Genomic DNA, 16237 nt, shown 5'->3' on the forward strand with positions numbered 1-16237 from the left:
GCTCAAAAGCCCCCTAACATAGATATTTCTGAACCTCAAAACCGGACATTTCTAAAAAGTCGCAACCCGGACATTTCTATCTGGCCTCGACACGTGGTGCATTTAAAACATCAAGGATCCGCTGTTGATGGTACGTCTCTATAAGCGCCAAAGGTCTGACTACCCGGCTCAATAGGAACACGACTCAATTTGCTGACCTGAACCGTGCTTCGAAAAATGACGTCGTGGACCAACTCGGCCGTGCTGGCGGAGCGACGAAGGTCACGGGTTGATCCCGCATCCAAAATGGATCAGACGGATCTGGGGTGTTGATGGAAACAGGACGCAGCTAGTCCGAATCAAGCAGACTTGCCGCGGGTCGCTTGTGTGGACCATAATGCACATAAAATGCAACGTGGATGGGCACATGGGTAAGGCACTCGAAGTTCGACCGCGCAAGTCCACAAACGTCACATTGCCGCCTGAAGTCCTGGATCGGGCCAAGGAGCTGGGGATTAACCTTTCGCGAGCGAGCGAGCGCGGTGTGCGGGAAGAAATTCAGGAGGCGGAGGCTCGCCGTTGGGCCGATGACAACGCCGAATTGGTCGCCGCCTACAGTGCGATGGTCGATCGCGACGGGCTTCCGCTAGCGAAATTCAGGACGTTCTAATGGCGCGGTTCGATCTCTACGTCAACCCCGACAAAGAGACGCGGAGACTCGCGCCGTACCTGCTCGACATACAGGGCGCGCACGTTGGGATTTTGCCGACGCGCATTGTGATCCCTCTGCGACCTGTCGAGCATCTCGCTTTTTCGGGCAAACCATCCGATCTGCTGCCGGTTTTCGAGGTTAACGGCGAAAAATGTTTCCTTGATACGCCCGGCATGAGTGCAGTTCCTCTGAACGCGCTCGGCAAACGCATCGGTTCTCTTTCGGATGAACGTGAAGCCATCCTGGCGGCGCTCGACCGGATCTTCGGTGCATTCTGACCGACAGCAATGCAGCGCGATAGCCAGCGACGTGACGATTCAGCGCCGGTCCGGCGCTGTGATCGCCGGTCACAAGGCGCCTGGTTCGATCTTCAGAATCGCCCCTTTCGCTGCAAGCCGGGTTTGCTTTTGTGGTGTGAGCAGTTGCCACAGACGGTTAGTTGCGAATCTGCAATTGTTAATCTTTGCAAATGGTGAGCTTTTACAGGAGTAAGGTGCGCCAACCGGAACATCGAAACCCGGGCGCTCAATGCGCGAATCGCTGGACCCTGCGTGGGAAGTTAAAGAATTCTGTCGTGGCAGTTCAGGCATCTCCGGCCAGGAACTGCCCGTCTGAATCAGTCACCGAGGAAGCAGCCGTTCCCGCTTGACCGCATCCGGGAAAGTCACCACGAATGCGCGCCCTGCCCGGCATGTCCGTTAGCCTGCGACGGGCGCTGCCGCGTGCTGGCGGGCAGCGCCGCGCTGTTCAGGCTCCGCCCGCGGTAGGTTGGCTCAACAGGAAAAACAGAATCGGATCCGGAGCGCACAATTTTAACTAAAAAGTTCACGAAAAGTGATCATCTTAATTATGGAAAGCGCGATAGGCTAACGACTGGACTACGCACGAGTCAGCAGCCGCATGATCCGCGGGTCGTGGCGGACATCGACAATTTGCGAAACCGTAACCTTGGCGGCATCGTCGTGAGATGGAAGCGGCAAAACGTTATATGCAAAGGAATCACCGCCCTTGCAACCTTGAGTAAATGCCGTAGCTTCAAACTGAAGCAGAATCGAGAGGGTCTGGCGTTGGAGATGGAAGCATACGGAGTGTATTGTGCCACTCGGAAGGCGTCGCACCCCTAGACCAATCACGCTCAGCATCAAGTCGTTTGCGATTTCGAAGACCCGAGAAAGAATAATGCAATGGAAAAGTATGCCTCGTCCACGAGCGCGTGGACGGTGTGTAGAATTCTTCGCCGTTACGCCGTTGAATTAATCGGAGATCAGCATTAAGTTATCGGTCAGATGGCATCAAACCCACCTGACCGAATGAAGATTCGTCCGTAGCGAAGTCGTTCGATGGACATGGCTGCGCCAAGCCCCGTCGGCTAATCCGATAATATTGGCCTGAAGGTGCTCATCCGGGAGCTTGAATTAGACCACTCTGCTTGAATCGCGCTGCATGCGCGCCGCGCCGCTCTTCACTAACATCTGACGTTCAGTCGAGCGCCTTGTCGTTCGGATTGTTATAAAGATGCTTCACTGCCTCACTCATGGGGAAATTCAGATTCAGGTTCTTAGGCGGAATGGGGCTTTGAAACCATTTAGCATAAGTTTTCGCGGCCTCGCCCGATTTTTCCATATCCGCGATGGCGTCGTCCGCGACCTTTTTGAACGATGGATCGTCGCGTCTCACCATACAACCGTACGCCTCCCGCGACTGGGGACTTCCTACTATCTCCCAGTTGTCGGGCTGCCGCGCTCGTGCCCGAGCTCCTGAGAGAATCGCGTCGTCATTCATGTAGGCGACTGCTCTCCCCGTTTCCAGCGCTTGAAACGACTCGCTATGGTCTTTCGCGCTGATGATGCTCATGCCCATCTGCTTCTCGTTGTTCATCTTGCTAAGCAGGCGTTCCGACGTGGTTCCGGCCGTCGTGACTACGGTTTTTCCTTTCAGGTCCGAGAAATCTCTTACCCCGGAGTCTTTCGCAGTCAGCAGTCGCGTACCAATAATGAAGATCGTGTTGGTGAAGGCAACTTGCTTCTGCCGCTCGAGATCGTTAGTTGTGGAACCGCACTCAATGTCCACCGTACCGTTCTGTACGAGCGGAATGCGATTCTGGGAGGTCACCGGGATATCGCGAACTTGCAACCCCGGAAGACCGAGTTTCTTTTTCACTGCCTCGACGACTCTGAGCTGAAATTCCCGCGAATACCCCACGACTTGCTGTCGATCGTCGTAATATGAAAACGGGACAGATGACTCGCGGTGTCCAAGAGCAATGAGGTTTGTTTCTTTGATTTTATGCAGCGTACCGCTTTCTTGGGCGTGAGCGTTCGCAGCCAAGAAGCAAAAAACAACATGCGAAAGTACCGTGCGTTTCATGGAATCTCCCGTTGCGCGTGCTTTGACAAAACCTCTTCGACGGTCCCGTCGACCTATGGATACCACCTATGCAATGGTCATCTAGCCACTTCCTGACAGCCCTTCGTAGTGTCCGCTGAAGACTACTTGATGTCCCGAATGTGACCGACGACGTGAAGAAGTCTATCCGCGACAAAATCCACAATTCGCTATATATTTTTGAGCTTTGCACAAATCTCCGTTGTATGTTTTTTCATCGGAAGTGGTTCGGTCGGCGGCAACGCCGCAGCGTCGATCGTAGCTGCGACCCATTCGATAACCTCCGACGCTTCTCCGGATATGTCGCCTATCGAGACGAATGAACAATTTGATCGAGTGTCGAGAATGGTCGAAACGTTGCGGCCACACGAAACACCCTCACTGGCCGGCAAGGGGCCACACTTCGGTACGTCGAGTTGCTTGTTCGCGAGATATCGCGCTGAAACAGCCAGCGCACGGTTCACACCCTCGGTAGTGAGGCGACCAATAGGAAGGAAGGCGCGGCTGATGCGCCGACGGACGTGCTTGCCGGACGGTCAGTGCCGACACAGGCAAGGCGCGATGCTGCGACGTCCGTGCTGTACTTCGCAAGGCGACAATAATTCCGCGTCCTGACCAACCTGCCTGTCACCTCCCTCTTTTTATTAGCGAGCGCGGCCTTTGTCGGCGGTCTTCTTGCTGCCTGCCGCTTCGCTCATCGACCGAACGAACACTTGGACCTGAGCACGACGTGGCAACTCTTGACGTTCGACGATACCAATTTCGCGTGAGAAGGTTGCCCCGCCAAGTGGGAGCGTCGTAACGCCATGCGGCATAGGTATACCGTCTAGCCCTGGAACGATCGAGACTCCGACACCCTTCGCGACAAGCGCCATGACCGTGTTCAAGTCGTCCAGCTCGATAACTTCGCCATGGCTGACGTGATTCATTTCGAAGATACTGTCCACGTGCCGTTGATTGAAGGAATCGCGGCCAAACCGTAGAAAGGGCCGGGAACTGAGTAGATCCCGCCAGTGCTCGTTTTTAAGGCTCTCAGGCACCAGGACGACGAACTGCTCCGTCGCGAGTGGATGCCACTTCAAATCGACAGGTAGAGAAAACGGCGGCTTGATAATTATGGCGCCGTCCGCTTCCCCAGAAAGCACCTGCCCTACAAGGTTCAGCGAAACACCCAGCCTGATTTTTAGACGACATCCCGGCAAGAGTTTGCGAAACCCACAGACTCCATCAACGAGCCAGCTGCCGTTCGCCAAAGCGGTCGAGCCGATAAGGACCGACTCAGATATAGCCGGGTGTTGACCTACGGAATTGTGCAGATATTGTCCCATCGAAATTCGAGGAAATTGTCATCGCCTGATTCGGGACCGACAGGCTCGCATCAGTGCATTAGGAAAAGCAGCCGGCCACCGGGGCCGCGTGAAGCTCGTGCGCGGTTCGTCGGCGGCTGGCGGCAATAGCTTCGCCGCCGTCACGCTACGGGCGATCTCAACCCTTCTTGGATGCCTCGTACCGCGCCTTGTTTTCTTCGTTCGGTGGATACAGACCGGGCAGTGCAGCACCGGCATTGACCTCGTCCATGATCCAAGCTTCGAAACGTTCCTGTTCGACAGCGGCCTGAACCACATCGTCAACGAGTGCCGCAGGGATAAGAACCGCGCCGTCCTGGTCGGCGACGATAACGTCGCCAGGAAAGACGGCGACGCCGCCGCAAGCGACAGGCTGCTGCCAGTCCACGAATGTGAGGCCTGCTACCGAGGGTGGTGCCGCCGCACCTGCCGCCCATACTGGCAAACCGGTCGACAAGACACCCGTCACGTCACGAACAACACCGTCAGTGATAAGCGCCGCGACGCCGCGCTTGGCCATTCGTGCACAAAGGATGTCGCCCCATACCCCCGCGTCCTTCACGCCCATTGCGTCGACCACCGCGATACATCCGGCAGTCATCTGCTCGATAGCACCGCGAGTCGAATTTGGTGACGACCAGGACTCAGGCGTCGCCAGGTCTTCACGTGAAGGAACGAACCGCACCGTGAAAGCCCGACCGACAACGCGCTTCGTGCCAGATGCAATCGGAAACGCTCCGCGGATCCACACATTGCGTAAGCCCTTTTTGAGCAAAATGGTCGTGAGCGTTGCCGTCGTGACGCCCGAAAGTGCCGCGAACTTCTGTTCATCTGCTTCGAAGGTCGACATAGCGACTCCTTTTCTATCTGGATATGTAAAGCGGACTAGACAGCCGCAATCAAACCGCCATCAACACGGATGGTCGACCCGGTGATGTACGATGCGCGCTTACTGGCGAGGAAGGCCACAACATCGGCGTACTCTTGTGGATCACCGTAACGCCCCATTGGGATCGACGCCTCACTCTCTAACTGGACTGCGGCGGCGTCGCGGCCCTCCCGTTTCGCCTTGGAGTCGTCGAGAAAACGAGTACGGGCCGTGGCAATTCGGCCCGGCACGATTACGTTAGATGTAATCCCGAACTTCGCGACGTCGCGAGCCAATGTCTTCGACCATCCAACCAGAGCGATGCGCGTAGCGTTCGAGAGACCGAGGTTAGGGATCGGAGCAACGACTCCCGACGATGTGCTTGTAATGATTCGACCCCAACCGCGGTCACGCATTCCAGGAAGCATCAGGTCCGTGATGCCAATTACGGATATCACCATCGATTCAAACGCTTCGCGCCACACGCCGTCGGAATGGCCGAATGCAGGCCCCGGCTGCGGTCCTCCCGTATTGTTAATGAGGATGTCGATGCCGCCGATGTCTGCTAGCAGATCCTGGATCGCTGTGCGCCATTGTTCGGCAACGCCAAGATCAAAAGCCAACCCTCGGCTTTTCCCGCCGACCTCGGAGATTCGAGCCCGCACCTGGTCAAGCGACGAAGCGTCGCGATCTGCAACGCAAACATCAACGTTCTCGCGCGCCAGCGCCACCGCAATCTCGCTGCCTAATCCCCCACCAGCACTCATTACAAGAGCCCGCTTACCGCTCAAACCAAGATCCATAGTTCGCCTCCTAATTTAAATTTTCGCAGGCTTCTCGAATGCGCCTGCAACCTTCCTCAAGCCGCTCCGTCGCCGTCGCAAATGAGATGCGAAAGTAGCCAGGAGTCCCGAAGGCACTCCCGGGCACGACTGCTACCTTCGCTTGCTCGAGAAAATACCGTCCGACGTCCATATCGTTCTTCAACTTCTCGCTCCCGGAAGTTGCACGATCGAGTAAGCCCTCGCATGACACGAAGAGATAGAACGCCCCTTCCGGACGCCGGCAACTCAGACCCGCAGTTGCATTGAGCGAGTCGAGGCACAGGTCACGTCGAGCTTTGAAGATCTCGTTTCGTTCGGCAAGGAACTCCATGGGACCGTCAAGCGCAGCCAGCGCGGCCGCTTGTGCAATCGAACTTGGGTTGCTGGTGCTCTGTGATTGGATGGTGCTCATGGCAGAAATCAGAGCGCGAGGCCCCCCTGCATAGCCGATCCGCCAGCCGGTCATTGCGTAGGCTTTCGACACTCCGTTCACCGTCAATGTCCGCTCCTTTAGCCGCGGCTCGACAGAGGCAATTGTTGAGAACGACCACCCGTCGTACCGGATGTGCTCGTATATATCGTCGGTCAAGACAAGCACGTGCGGGTGGCGGAGCAACACGGCGGCCAGCTCCGCCAGTTCCGCCGCCGAGTATCCTGCGCCCGTCGGGTTGCTAGGCGAATTGATAACCACCCATTTCGTCTTTTGGGTAATCGAATCGCGCAGTTGCGACGCGGTGAGCTTGAAGTCCTGGCTCGCAGGGCAATGAACCTCCACCGGCCTGCCTCCCGCGAGGCGAACCATGTCGGGATAGGACACCCAATACGGCGCCGGGATAATCACCTCATCGCCAGGATTTAGCGTTGCGACGAGGGCGTTGTAGATGACTTGTTTTCCCCCGGTGCCAACGCTGATCTCGGGAACCTCATAGGAAAGCCCGTTGTCGCGCTGAAATTTCCTCGCGATCGCTTCCTTGAGTTCGCGAGTGCCGTCGACGTCCGTGTATTTTGTCTGCCCGCCATCTATCGCAGCTTTCGCCGCCGTGTTCACATGCTCCGGCGTAGGAAAATCAGGCTCGCCTTGCGACAAGCCGATTACGTCGATACCCTCCCGTCGCATATCGCCTGCTCTTTTCGTAATTGCCAGAGTTGGTGACGGCTTAACCTTGTTGAAGATCTCAGATAAAACTTGCATTAGCAGATCCTTATTTCAAGAAGAACGAACTAGTATTTTTTAAATCGGCTTGTATGCGCGCACCGCGTTCGGCAGACGGTTGTCTGCGCGTAGACGTCGGTGATAAAGCAGGCGCTGAACTCCAGGGTCGCCGCACCCTCTATTACGCCCGTGAAACGGAACGTTTTGAGGCATCATGTGCTGGCCGAAAGGGATACGCCCTCCGAGACAGGGCGTATCCCGCACCGCGCAGCCGTTCGCGGGACGCCTTTACGCGGTAACTCTCTCTTCCGCAGTGCGTTTCTGCTCCCATCGAGCGATGACCAGTGGTGCCACCGCGTTTCCGAGAACGTTCAATGTCGTCGTTCCACTGTCAATCACGCGGAAGATGCCGGCGATGAGCGCGACCCCTTCGAGCGGTATCCCAGCAGAGGCGAGGGTTGCTGACAGAATGATGATTGCGAAGCCTGGAACGCCGGCAGCGCCCTTCGACATAAGAACCATCGTCACGACGAGCACTGCTTGTTGCGACAAGGAAAGGTCGAGGCCGTACAACTGAGAAATAAAGATCGTAGCGACACCAAGGAAGATGGATGCTCCGTCGAGATTAAAAGCGTAGCCCACCGGAACCACGAAACTCACCACGCGCCGCGGCACGCCATATTCCTCGAGTTTCTCCATCAATTGAGGCATAACGGCAGCGGAGGCGGCGCTCGAAAAGGCGAGAATCAGCTCGCTTCTGAAATGGCGCATCAGCCTGAAGATGTTCTCGCCAATGAGCAAGCAGATTCCGCCGAGCACCACCACGGCAAATACGAGCAGCGAGAAGTAGACCACACCGATGAGTTTCAGCAGCGGGAGCAAGGAAGCGAAGCCAAATGATGCAACGGTGGCTCCGATCATCCCAAAGACACCAATCGGCGCGTAGGCCATGACCATCGCGACAACTTTGAACATTGCGTCAGCGACTCCCTGCAGCACAGCGAGGACCGGAGCGCTCCGCTCTCGAGGCATTGCGTTCAGAGCAATCCCGAACAGTACAGCGAAGAAAAGGATTGAAAGCAGCTTGCCGTCGGTAAGCGCACTGAATAGATTGTCCGGGACAATGTTTTGCAAGACGATGAGGGCGCCTTTGCTGGGCTCGGTTTTTATTGTCGTACCGGCGTGCGTCAAACCGGAAATATTTGTACCAAAACCAGGCTTGAGCAAATTCCCGAAGACCAGGCCGACGACCGTAGCAAGGCCGGTAATCGAGAAGAAGTAGAACATGGACTTGATGCCCATTCTTCCGAAGGACTTGCTATCACCGCCACCCGCGATTCCGAGGATCATGCAAGAAAACACGATTGGTACGACGACCATCTTCATCATCTTGATGAAGATATCGCCAAGCGGCTTCAGTATTTCCGCAGTTACCCATTGTTGGCTATGCGAGTGAGTGTTGAAAAACCAACCGACCGCAATGCCGATCACCAAACCAATGACTATCTGCCACACCAATGTTATGCGCTTCATGATTGTCTCCGATGCGCCCGGATGGTCCGCTTTAACGGAGCTCAAGCGCTATTCGTACTGTCAGGCGTAAAAAAGGCGGCACCGTCAACGCGTGCCACCCCTAATCACTTCGCAAACAGCTGACTCATGTCCTTGAACGCCTTAAACTCTAGCGCGTTGCCACAGGGGTCGAGGAAGAACATCGTTGCCTGTTCGCCTACCTGACCTTGGAACCGAATGTAAGGCTCGATTACGAACTTCGTTCCAAATGACTTCAGACGAGCGGCCAACGCTTCCCATTGTTCCCAGTTGAGCACGATGCCGAAGTGCGGAACCGGCACGTCGTGACCATCTACTGGATTGGCACGTGCATGCTCCTGGTCGGCAGTCTTGCCGTGCTCGTGAATGACCAACTGGTGGCCAAAAAAGTCGAAGTCAACCCATTGCGTATCCGAACGACCTTCCTTGAGACCAAACACCTCTCCATAAAAGTGTCGGGCAGCAGGCAAGTCATAGACTGGAATAGCCAGGTGAAACGGGGAAAGACTCATTGAAAACTCCGAGAATGATGTTGTGGCCGCGGCAAAGGTCGGTCGGTGCTGGATCCGGCGCTATTTTTTCCAGACCTCTCGGCGGTATTGCCTTGTAGTGCTGTTCGTTTCCTGCGCCGAAGCGGCAGGCTCCGAGATGCTCGTCTCGCACAAACAAATTGTAGAAACGCGAAAATGAAAATAAAATCAATATATATTTTTCATTTCCACAAAAAGGATTTGTATATGATCCGCGAACTCAGGACGCTCCTGGCCGTTGCTCGCGAGGGCACATTCGCCGCCGCGGGCGACAAGATAGGCCTTACGCAGGCCGCAGTCAGCGCGCAGATGCAGCGTCTGGAGTCAGAGCTGGGCTTCGAACTTTTCGATCGGAAGGGGCGTGCCGCGAAGCTGAATAAGCTGGGACACCAGACTTTGCTGCAGGCGCAGGAGCTGATTCGTCTGTACGAGAATCTGGGATCTCCGTCCGTGGGGGCGCCGCCAAGCGTCCTGGTCAACGTTGGCGCGATTGCTTCAGCTCAGAGATCATTGCTGCCGGCAGCGCTCACGCGATTTCATCGGCAGCACCCGCAGTGCAGAACGCGGATTGTTCCTGGTCTCTCGTTGGAATTGCTCAACGCAGTTGACGCCGGCGAAATTGACCTCGCAGTTGTTATCCGACCGCCCTTCTCACTTCAGAAGGATCTACGCTGGACCACGCTGGTGAGCGAGCCGTTTAGGCTGATAGCACCGCGCAACGTGGCGGGCGATGACTGGGCAGAGTTGTTGTCAAGCCAACAATTTATCCGCTACGACCGGTCTTCCTTCGGTGGTCGTCAAGTCGACAAATTTTTGCGCGGCATGCACTTCGCGCTCCGGGAAGTCTGCGAGGTCGACGAACTGGAAGCGATAGTCAAGCTCGTCGCGAACGGCTTAGGGGTCGCACTGGTCCCGCAAGTGGCGGCCTTTCGGCGATGGCCCGCCGCAGTTCGTGCCATCGATCTCGGGGCGCATACTTTTCACCGCGAAGTCGGCCTGGTGCACCGCGCCTTTGGTAACCTGTCCGAACCGGTGCGAGATCTGGCCAACCTGATCCGCTCCTGTGCGGATTCCTCCGGCGACGCCGACCCCTGCTGACACCGTAAAGCACGGGGGCATCAAGAACAGGGGCCGAAGCCTCCGACCACGGCGAGCCTATTTAGCGACAACCGATGCACCACGACCGCGTGGATCGGACACTGGAATCGGATTGCCGTTGACAATTTGAACGGCCGCCACGTCCGTGTTGAAGCCACTATTGGCCACGGAATACCCTCGCGTCGCCAGCTCCGATACGAGCGACGACGGGAACGGTGCGTACGGTTCGTAGTAGACAACGGTACCTTGCGGCAACTGATGATGGAAGCGCATATTTTTTACGGAATCGGCAAGCGGCATGTTGTAATCGTAAACGTCAGATAGCACCTGATAGAGCGACGTGAAGATATGTGAGCCGCCCGGAGTACCTATGACCATCGCCACCTTCCCGTTCTGCAGCAGAATGCTGGGAGACATCGATGATAGCGGACGCTTACCTGGCTGCACCGCATTTGCATCGCCACCAACGACTCCAAGAGCGTTCGGTTGTCCTGCTACGGTGGCGAAATCGTCCATCTCATCATTCAAGACAAATCCAGCACCGCGAACGACCACACCGCTGCCAAAAAAACCATTCAGTGTGTACGTGTTGGACACAGCATTACCCCACTTGTCCACGATTGAGAAATGGGTGGTATGGAACTTCGGTTTTCCCGGAACAACACTTGCCGACGGCGATATTGCCGTTGGGTTGACCTCCGCCGCGCGTTGAGCGATGTAGTCTGGGTCGAGCAAGCCCGCAACAGGTACGCTCACGAAGTCTGGATCACCTAGGTACGTTGCTCGGTCTGCAAACACACGCTTCATCATCTCAGCGCTGAGGTGGATGTATTGAACGCTGTTTACAGGCACACCGGTGAAAGCTGTATTGGCAAGATCCGCCTTCATCCCGAGCAACTGAGCGAGCGCAACACCGCCCGAACTCGGAGGAGGCGCCGTCAACAGAGTCATCCCCTTCCACGTGAAAGAAATTGGTTGCCGCCATACCGGCTTGTACGACGCCAGGTCTGCTTTGCTGATAACACCCTTGCCGCCATCCTGGGTCATGGAGCTGACAAGCAGATCAGCGGTTTTTCCCTTGTAGAACTCGTCGGCGCCCCCACTGGAGATCCGATCCAGTGTCGCCGCCAGATCCGGCTGTGTAAAAGTCTGGTTCGCCTTCATCCCGCCAAAGTATTCCGACAGGTTGATGGGATAGGGATGGCCCTGATCCGCCGCAATCGTGCCGCTATAGTTGTCGACCGAGTCCTGCGACGGAATGTAACCGTTGCGCGCTAGCGCGATCGCTGGCGCGAGAAGTTGCTGCCACGGCAACTTGCAGAATCGCTGACACGCAGTCCAAAGCCCCATGACTGTCCCGGGGACACCGACTGCCTGGGCACCTTGGACGCTACTCTGCGGGTCTTCCTTGCCGTCTGCAGTCGAAAACTGTGAAAAGAAAGTTGGGGACGTGGCCGCTGGGGCGACTTCGCGATAGTCCAGGAAGTATGGCTGTCCATTCATGTAGATCGTCATGAATCCGCCGCCCCCAATGTTGCCGGCCTCAGGATACGTTACCGCTAGGGTGAAGGCCGTCGCCACTGCGGCATCTACTGCGTTGCCGCCAGCAGCTAAGATCTGCTGCGCGACCTGGGCACTGAAGTTATCTCCCGTTGCCGCAGCGCCAGCCGAGAGTTGGGTTGGCGCGTCCTGAGTTGGCGAGTCAATATGTCCCCCGCATGCCGAGAGGGCACTTAAACTCACGCACGCTACCAAAACACTTCGTTTCAATGCGATATTTAGACCAAGCATGTCAACACCTCTGATATCTCCATCCAATGCCATGGGCGAGTGACACCCTGAACCCGGTGGACCCGCCATAAGATTCCTACCTCAAAGATCGATCAGTTTTGCGGGTTCGTATGCCACACGGGCTTAGCACTCCTCTGAAGTTAGTGTTACGGACCGCATCTCCCGAAGCGGTAGACGCCAACGAATTCAGGTATCCTAGGCCGCAGAAAAAACAAACATAATCAATAAATTTTTTAGTGAATCATCACATTTGTTAATGTAACGGACCGCCGATGAGCGCTACCAACCTTGACCGAATGCAATGCCGGCGGCCTCTGACGTGGTTCGGGCCGCTATTTGACCGAGCAGTCCTGCGGCACGATCGCTACGGTTCCGCGAGACCGCGTTCGCACGACTTGTAGACGACCGGTCAACTATTTGATAGGCTGTCGTCATGAGGAAACCAACTATAGAAATGCGGCAGCACATACTGGGTGCGGCGAAGTCCTTGATGACTGAAAAGGGGTACACCGCTGTGGGCTTAGCGGAGATCGTGGCGGCGGCCGGCGTTCCGAAGGGCTCCTTCTATTACTACTTCAAGTCCAAGGAAGAGTTTGGTCAGGCATTGCTCGAGGGGTACTTTGACGATTACCTGTCCACGATCGAAGGAATGCTTAGTGGCGAAGGCAGCGCTTCTGCTCGCCTGCAGGCCTATTTCCGCTTCTGGGCCGACAAGCAGTGTACGGGGCTTACTGACGGAAAGTGCCTCGTAGTCAAGCTGGCACCGGAGATGTGTGACCTGTCCCAGGATTTGCGCGAAGCCCTCAAACGGGGAACGGACGCAATCGTTGAGCGGATCGCGCAATGTGTCAGGCAAGGTCAGGTGGATGGCTCGATCGCCGCAACCAAGCCCGCAATTGAACTGGCAGAGTCGTTGTATCAATTGTGGCTAGGTGCATCGCTGCTAGACAAGCTGAATCATGATGGCAAATCGTTTGAGATTGCCTTAGGTGCCATGGCTCACCTGCTGTCTTAACACTCTTTTTTGCTTTTTGTAGTCGACCGGTCAACTTTACGAGATTAACTGATGGATACCAGCACCAAAACCGACCTCTTTGAACCTAGCCGACTAGGCGCGATAGAGTTGGCAAACAGAATCGCGATGGCGCCGCTCACGCGGAGCCGCTACTCTGAGGATGGCGTGCCCAATGACCTGCACGCAACGTACTATGCTCAGCGTGCCGGCGCCGGGCTCATTGTGGCCGAAGCTACGAACATCTCGGCGCAGGGTCGCGGCTATGCGGCTACCCCAGGCATATGGAGTGACGAGCAGGTCGCCGGCTGGAAGAAGGTAACCAACGCGGTTCATGCTGCGGGCGGCAAAATCGTCAGCCAACTGTGGCACGTCGGGCGCTTCTCGAGCACAGAACTTCAGCCAAACGGCGAAGCGCCGGTCGCGCCGTCAGCTATCAAAGCTGAAGGCGAAACCTATACAGTGAAAGGCTTCGTGCCGGTATCGATGCCGCGAGCGTTGGAAACCGAAGAAATTCCCGGCATCGTTGAGCAATACGCCCATGCGGCTGAGAATGCCAAGCGCGCGGGTTTCGATGGCGTTGAAGTGCACTCTGCCAATTGCTATCTGCTAGATCAATTCCTCCGAGATTCCACCAATAAGCGTACAGACCGATACGGCGGCTCAATTGAGAACCGCACGAGGCTTACGCTGGAGGTGACCGGGGCGATCGTCGATGTTTGGGGTAACGAAAGGGTTGGCTTACGCCTGTCGCCGGTTTCGCCCAATGCTGGAAATACCCCTCGGGACAGTACCGTGATGGCCACATACGGACACCTCATTCGCGAACTGAATCGTATGGAACTGGCCTATCTACATTTTGTGGAAGGCGCGACCGGTGGTTCGCGGGACGTCCCTGCCGGAGTTGATCTGGACGCTCTACGGGCGCTCTTCGACGGTCCGTACATTGGCAACAACGACTATGACCTGGACCTCGCAATTCAGCGCCGTGCTGAAGGGAAGATCGACATCGTTGCGTTCGGCCGCCTGTTCATAGCAAACCCCGACCTCGTTGAAAGGCTCCGTCACGGTGCCGATCTAACGATTGCGCCGCGCGAGTCCTACTACAACGGGGGTGCGAAGGGTTACACCGATTGGCCGACCGGCGCTTATTAATCGTACGCCGATATCTGGAACATACCGCAGTCCCCTAACGTGACGATTAGGTATCCACATCGCTTAGGGTAAACCTTCAGAGAGGACTTCAACATGAATTATCTGCAAGACAAAGTTGCCGTTATCACTGGTGCATCATCCGGCATCGGGGCGGCGACCGCCCGGGCCCTCGTGGCGCAGGGCGCTCGAGTAGTCGCCGTTGCCCGAGACGCCGCGGAAGTCGAGGCATTTGTTGCGACTGCCCGACAGAACGGTGGCGAGATTGTAGGTCACGTTGCAGACGTCACAGTCGCAGGACAGATGAAGGCAATGGCACAGTTCACCAAGGATGCGTACGGCTCCATCGATATCCTGGTCAACAACGCGGGCCTAATGCTGTTCTCGAACTGGACCGACTTCGCGACCGATGATTGGGAGAAGATGATTGAAGTCAATATCAAAGGCTACCTGAACGCGATTGCGGCCGTGCTGCCTTTTATGCAGCAGCAGAAGTCCGGCCATATTCTGAATATGGACTCTATTGCCGGCCATCACGTGGTGCCATCGGCGGGTATCTACTGCGCAACAAAGTTCTTCGTCCAGGCTGTCACGGAGTCCTTGCGCAAGGAGCTTTCCGTGCACCTTGGCATTCGAGCGGGAACGATCAGTCCCGGGGTAGTCGACACTGGATGGGCAAACAAAGTCAGCGATCCAGAAGGCCGCAAGGCTGCGCAGGAGCTCAACAAACTTGCCATCGCACCTGAAGCTGTAGCACAGGCTGTCGTCTACGCCCTCAATCAACCCGCGATGGTCAATATAAACGACATTGTTATCACGCCAACCCGGCAGGACTGGTAAGTCGGCAGGTGTTTCTCGCCCCTACTCTTCCTTAATGTTTTGTTATTTCGAGGATGCATATCATGAATAGTCCCACCTACGTGCAAGAATATAATGCGATCGTGGAAGTTCTCAAGCAGTACAACGAGGGCGGCAAGCAAGCGAAAAGCAATATCATGAAGCCTGCCTTCAGCGAGCAGGCTACCATCTTCGGCGTCGACGGCGATAGCAAATTGACCGGCGGTCCGATTCAAGGCCTCTTCGACACCATAGACAGTGTTTTCAAGCCATCGCCTGATGCCAAGGCTGCTGTCACCCGAATCGACATCGCAGGCACCGCCGCCAGCGCTCGCATCGACACAAATGACCTCTCCGGTTTCTGCTTTACTGATTTCTTCAATCTCTTAAAGGTCGAAGGCAAGTGGACAATAGTCAGTAAAATCTATCACACCCACGTCTGATTTAATCACCCGGGCATGGCCGGGCTGTTTTCGCTCGGCCATGCGCATGGCGCGCCATTACCCCAGCATAAGATCCATTCTTCGAATAGACCTATTGCCTATAGGCGCGAAGTGACTAGTCGGCAGCAACGGGGTGCGCTTTCTGCTGCGGGACCCGCGTCCACTCCGCTTCTTAGCGCGCCTCCAGGCGGCAAGTAGGTAAGCTTGGAAGTGCGTTCGCTTTATCTCTCCGGGCTCGCAAACATTGGTTGGCTATCGGCCACAGATCCGCTGTTTAGTTTATGTCGGCGTACTGCCAGTGGGAGTCTTCGCAACCATCGCGCTGGCGCCTTCGCCGCACAGCGAAGATCGCCCGAGCAGTGGTCGAAGCAGCGCCCGTCGCCCGCCGAGTCGAACACCTTGTGCCCTCGAAAACGGCCTGACTTGAGGGGGCGGTTTCAAAGGTGAAGCGCAACAGCGGGTTAATCTTACTGTGTCACAAAATAAGTGGGGAATCTATCTGCCGCTCGGGAAGAGAGCCATCGTTGCATGAGCCGCATTCCAAGCAGGATACGCA

At 56.1% G+C, this 16237-nt stretch carries 15 protein-coding genes; 7 read left to right on the forward strand and 8 right to left on the reverse strand.

The annotated features are described in order from the left end of the window. Window positions 1-406: 406 nt before the first annotated feature. Window positions 407-649: a type II toxin-antitoxin system CcdA family antitoxin gene (locus tag HWY30_RS38370; protein WP_244145174.1), complete on the forward strand. Its 243-nt coding sequence runs from the start codon at window positions 407-409 to the stop codon at window positions 647-649. Continuing rightward, window positions 649-969, forward strand: coding sequence for a CcdB family protein (locus HWY30_RS38375; protein ID WP_090812333.1), 321 nt, complete (start codon window positions 649-651; stop codon window positions 967-969). The genes HWY30_RS38370 and HWY30_RS38375 overlap by 1 nt, the downstream gene beginning before the upstream one ends. A gap of 1201 nt (window positions 970-2170) precedes the next feature. Here the strand turns inward: HWY30_RS38375 and HWY30_RS38380 are convergent. The 7 genes from HWY30_RS38380 to HWY30_RS38410 all read right to left on the reverse strand — a co-directional run bounded on the left by HWY30_RS38380 (window position 2171) and on the right by HWY30_RS38410 (window position 9330). Then, a complete protein-coding gene (locus tag HWY30_RS38380; protein ID WP_090812334.1) occupies window positions 2171-3058 on the reverse strand; it encodes a glutamate/aspartate ABC transporter substrate-binding protein in 888 nt (295 codons plus the stop codon). A gap of 662 nt (window positions 3059-3720) precedes the next feature. Then, complete coding sequence (locus HWY30_RS38385; RefSeq protein WP_090812335.1) at window positions 3721-4404, reverse strand: LysR substrate-binding domain-containing protein; 684 nt, start codon at window positions 4402-4404, stop codon at window positions 3721-3723. A gap of 157 nt (window positions 4405-4561) precedes the next feature. Beyond that, a complete protein-coding gene (locus tag HWY30_RS38390; RefSeq protein ID WP_090812336.1) occupies window positions 4562-5272 on the reverse strand; it encodes a ribonuclease activity regulator RraA in 711 nt (236 codons plus the stop codon). A gap of 35 nt (window positions 5273-5307) precedes the next feature. After that, the gene (locus tag HWY30_RS38395; RefSeq protein ID WP_090812337.1) at window positions 5308-6093 is read right to left on the reverse strand and encodes an SDR family oxidoreductase; all 786 of its coding nucleotides are present in this window, start codon (window positions 6091-6093) and stop codon (window positions 5308-5310) included. Window positions 6094-6103: 10 nt separating this feature from the next. Then, window positions 6104-7306 carry a pyridoxal phosphate-dependent aminotransferase gene (locus HWY30_RS38400; RefSeq protein WP_090812338.1) on the reverse strand — a complete coding sequence of 401 codons (1203 nt, stop codon included), beginning with the start codon at window positions 7304-7306 and terminating at the stop codon, window positions 6104-6106. Window positions 7307-7555: 249 nt separating this feature from the next. After that, window positions 7556-8800 (reverse strand): cation:dicarboxylate symporter family transporter, encoded by a 1245-nt coding sequence (locus tag HWY30_RS38405; protein ID WP_090812616.1) that lies wholly within the window; start codon window positions 8798-8800, stop codon window positions 7556-7558. A gap of 104 nt (window positions 8801-8904) precedes the next feature. Beyond that, complete coding sequence (locus HWY30_RS38410) at window positions 8905-9330, reverse strand: VOC family protein (protein WP_090812339.1); 426 nt, start codon at window positions 9328-9330, stop codon at window positions 8905-8907. Between the two features lie 225 nt (window positions 9331-9555). Between HWY30_RS38410 and HWY30_RS38415 the strand changes: the two genes are divergently transcribed. Next, a complete protein-coding gene (locus HWY30_RS38415; protein ID WP_090812340.1) occupies window positions 9556-10446 on the forward strand; it encodes a LysR family transcriptional regulator in 891 nt (296 codons plus the stop codon). 57 nt (window positions 10447-10503) lie between these two features. Here the strand turns inward: HWY30_RS38415 and ggt are convergent, their stop codons facing one another. Next, window positions 10504-12237 (reverse strand): gamma-glutamyltransferase, encoded by a 1734-nt coding sequence (gene ggt / locus HWY30_RS38420; RefSeq protein WP_090812617.1) that lies wholly within the window; start codon window positions 12235-12237, stop codon window positions 10504-10506. A gap of 433 nt (window positions 12238-12670) precedes the next feature. Between ggt and HWY30_RS38425 the strand changes: the two genes are divergently transcribed. From HWY30_RS38425 to HWY30_RS38440, 4 genes are all read left to right on the forward strand, one after another. Beyond that, the gene (locus HWY30_RS38425) at window positions 12671-13252 is read left to right on the forward strand and encodes a TetR/AcrR family transcriptional regulator (protein ID WP_090812341.1); all 582 of its coding nucleotides are present in this window, start codon (window positions 12671-12673) and stop codon (window positions 13250-13252) included. A gap of 51 nt (window positions 13253-13303) precedes the next feature. Continuing rightward, the gene (locus HWY30_RS38430; protein ID WP_208524369.1) at window positions 13304-14404 is read left to right on the forward strand and encodes an alkene reductase; all 1101 of its coding nucleotides are present in this window, start codon (window positions 13304-13306) and stop codon (window positions 14402-14404) included. Window positions 14405-14497: 93 nt separating this feature from the next. Then, the gene (locus HWY30_RS38435) at window positions 14498-15241 is read left to right on the forward strand and encodes an SDR family oxidoreductase (protein ID WP_090812343.1); all 744 of its coding nucleotides are present in this window, start codon (window positions 14498-14500) and stop codon (window positions 15239-15241) included. A gap of 62 nt (window positions 15242-15303) precedes the next feature. Next, window positions 15304-15681: a nuclear transport factor 2 family protein gene (locus HWY30_RS38440; RefSeq protein WP_090812618.1), complete on the forward strand. Its 378-nt coding sequence runs from the start codon at window positions 15304-15306 to the stop codon at window positions 15679-15681. The last annotated feature ends 556 nt before the right edge of the window (window positions 15682-16237 follow it).

It is taken from the genome of Paraburkholderia tuberum STM678, assembly GCF_902833905.1.
Lineage (GTDB): Bacteria > Pseudomonadota > Gammaproteobacteria > Burkholderiales > Burkholderiaceae > Paraburkholderia > Paraburkholderia tuberum.

Coding starts and splice junctions, on each gene's coding strand:
- HWY30_RS38370 (WP_244145174.1), top strand. CDS start 407: ATGGGTAAGGCACTCGAAGTTCGACCGCGCAAGTCCACAAACGTCACA.
- HWY30_RS38375 (WP_090812333.1), top strand. CDS start 649: ATGGCGCGGTTCGATCTCTACGTCAACCCCGACAAAGAGACGCGGAGA.
- HWY30_RS38380 (WP_090812334.1), bottom strand. CDS start 3,058: ATGAAACGCACGGTACTTTCGCATGTTGTTTTTTGCTTCTTGGCTGCG.
- HWY30_RS38385 (WP_090812335.1), bottom strand. CDS start 4,404: ATGGGACAATATCTGCACAATTCCGTAGGTCAACACCCGGCTATATCT.
- HWY30_RS38390 (WP_090812336.1), bottom strand. CDS start 5,272: ATGTCGACCTTCGAAGCAGATGAACAGAAGTTCGCGGCACTTTCGGGC.
- HWY30_RS38395 (WP_090812337.1), bottom strand. CDS start 6,093: ATGGATCTTGGTTTGAGCGGTAAGCGGGCTCTTGTAATGAGTGCTGGT.
- HWY30_RS38400 (WP_090812338.1), bottom strand. CDS start 7,306: ATGCAAGTTTTATCTGAGATCTTCAACAAGGTTAAGCCGTCACCAACT.
- HWY30_RS38405 (WP_090812616.1), bottom strand. CDS start 8,800: ATGAAGCGCATAACATTGGTGTGGCAGATAGTCATTGGTTTGGTGATC.
- HWY30_RS38410 (WP_090812339.1), bottom strand. CDS start 9,330: ATGAGTCTTTCCCCGTTTCACCTGGCTATTCCAGTCTATGACTTGCCT.
- HWY30_RS38415 (WP_090812340.1), top strand. CDS start 9,556: ATGATCCGCGAACTCAGGACGCTCCTGGCCGTTGCTCGCGAGGGCACA.
- ggt (WP_090812617.1), bottom strand. CDS start 12,237: ATGCTTGGTCTAAATATCGCATTGAAACGAAGTGTTTTGGTAGCGTGC.
- HWY30_RS38425 (WP_090812341.1), top strand. CDS start 12,671: ATGAGGAAACCAACTATAGAAATGCGGCAGCACATACTGGGTGCGGCG.
- HWY30_RS38430 (WP_208524369.1), top strand. CDS start 13,304: ATGGATACCAGCACCAAAACCGACCTCTTTGAACCTAGCCGACTAGGC.
- HWY30_RS38435 (WP_090812343.1), top strand. CDS start 14,498: ATGAATTATCTGCAAGACAAAGTTGCCGTTATCACTGGTGCATCATCC.
- HWY30_RS38440 (WP_090812618.1), top strand. CDS start 15,304: ATGAATAGTCCCACCTACGTGCAAGAATATAATGCGATCGTGGAAGTT.